Origin of the sequence: Hoeflea sp. BAL378 (assembly GCF_000759435.1) — a bacterium.
GTDB lineage: Bacteria > Pseudomonadota > Alphaproteobacteria > Rhizobiales > Rhizobiaceae > Hoeflea.
Genome location: NZ_JRJG01000192.1, coordinates 1 through 1,996, shown reverse-complemented (window position 1 = coordinate 1,996; position 1,996 = coordinate 1). Strand labels below are relative to the sequence as shown.

The following is a 1,996-nucleotide window of genomic DNA, read 5'->3' as shown; positions in this document are numbered from 1 at the left end:
CCGCTGTCGGTGAGGTTGCCCGCCGGCGTCACCTGTTCCGTGACCGCGCCGGTCACATCTGCTGACGCAACGAGCGGCACATCATTGGTGCCGGTGATGGTGACCGAGATGGTGCGCGCGACCGTGCCGCCATGGCCGTCGTCGAGGGTGATGGTGAAGGTCTCGACCTTCGTCTCGTTTAGAGCCAGATACTCCACGGCAGAAGCGGCGACGGTGTAGTTCCAGGTGATCACGCCGCCCGTGCCGGTGCCGGTGGTGTCCGTGGTGACGTTGGCGGTCAACGCGCCGAGTGCGCCGTTCGAGGCGACAATCGCCGGATTGATCGAATGGATGTCCGTCATGTCGACATCGGTAAAGGCAATCGTGCCGCTGTCGGTGATGTTCCCGACCGGCGTCACCTGTTCGGTGACCGCGCCGGTCACGTCCGCGGTGGCCACGACCGGGGCGTCATTGACCGGCGTGACCGTCAGGCTGACGGTGTCGGTGGCGGTCGAATAGCCGCTCGTGCCGCCATTGACGGTGGTGTTGAAGTAGGAGCCGTTGGCGCCGCCGGTGCCGTCCCAGGCGCGGATCGTCAGCGCGTCGGCGATGACGCCGTTGTAATTGGCATTGGACACGAAGACGACGCGCGCCTCCGGCCGCAGCGTCAGCGCGTTGCTGTCGGAGACCGCGCCGATCACGCTCCAGTGCGCCCCGTCGTCGACCGAATAGTACCAGACGCCGTTGGCGGTGTTCTGTCCGGTGATGGCGATGCCGGTGAGGAAACTGTCGTCGGTGACGTTGTCGAGCCCGCCGCCGCCGACCCGGCCGACGAGCGCCGAGACCAGCGTGCCGCCGCCCGCGCCGGGCAGAACCGAATCCTCGGCGATGGTGATCGCCGGATCGATGACCGTATTGAGCACCGGCGCGTCGTTGGTCCCGGAGACCTGCACCAGCAGCTGGTTGCTCGAGAACTGGCCGTTGTCTCCGTAAAGCCGGTAGTTGATGAAGATGTGGCCGGTCTGGCCGTTGAACATCTGGTTCCATTCGGAGCCGAGCAGCTCCACCCTGATCTGGTTGTCCGCCGTCACTGTGACAGCGACGTCGCTGGCGTCGATGCCGGCGGGAAGCCCGGAGAAGCTGAGGCTTCCGATCGTCACCGCATTGCTGGCGCCCGCGTCGGGGTCGAGCGTGTCGTTGGCCCTGACATCGAAGATGCGGAAGCCGTCGTCCTCGGTCATGCCGCCGCTGTCCATGACCGCCACCGGCGCGTCATTGGTGCCGGTGATGGTGAAGGTGAGCGGCTGCACGGCGGAGTTGGCCCTGCCGTCGGAGACGGAGATCGCGTAGCTCACGGTCAGGGTCTGGCCCGCGGCCAGGAAATCGAGATTGGAGGCGGACGGATCCCAGGAATAGGCCAGCGTTTGCAGGCCGCCATTGGAGGTGTTGGGCGTCAGCGTCAGCCTGCCGGCCGCAAGGGCCGCGGTCAGGTCGATCACCTGCTGCGGCGACAGCGTCCCGCCGCTCCAGACCAGCGTCGGAGACCCGTTGACCGAGGCCGTCAGCGTGTCGCCGATGTCCGCATCGGTCACCGACAGGCTGCCGGAGACGGGCGTGATGTCCTGGGCGCGGGCATCGGTGGCCTCGGTGACCGCCAGCGGCTGGGTAATGGCCAGCACGGGCGCATCATTGGTGCCGGTGATGGTGACCGAGATGGTGCGTTCCACGCTGCCGCCGCGGCCGTCGCTCAGGGTGATCGTGAAGGTCTCGACCTTGGTTTCGCCTTCGGCGAGATATTCGACCGCCGAGGCCGCCACGCGATAGCTCCAGCCGATCACGCCGCCTGTGCCGGTGCCCGTGGTGTCGGAAGTCACGCTAGCGGTGAGTGTCCCCAAAGCGCCGTTCGAGACGACGATGCCCGGGAGGATCGTGTGCGTGTCGAGGAGATCGACATCGGTGAAGGCGATGGTCCCGCTGTCGGTGAGGTTGCCCGCCGGCGTCACCTGTTCCGTGACCG

1 protein-coding gene is annotated in these 1,996 nt (G+C 66.9%); it reads right to left on the bottom strand.

Features of this window, described 5'->3' with window-relative positions; genetic code table 11:
* Window positions 1-1,996: VCBS domain-containing protein (locus tag LL06_RS24590; RefSeq protein WP_035533315.1), on the bottom strand; the 1,996-nt coding region annotated here is incomplete at both ends.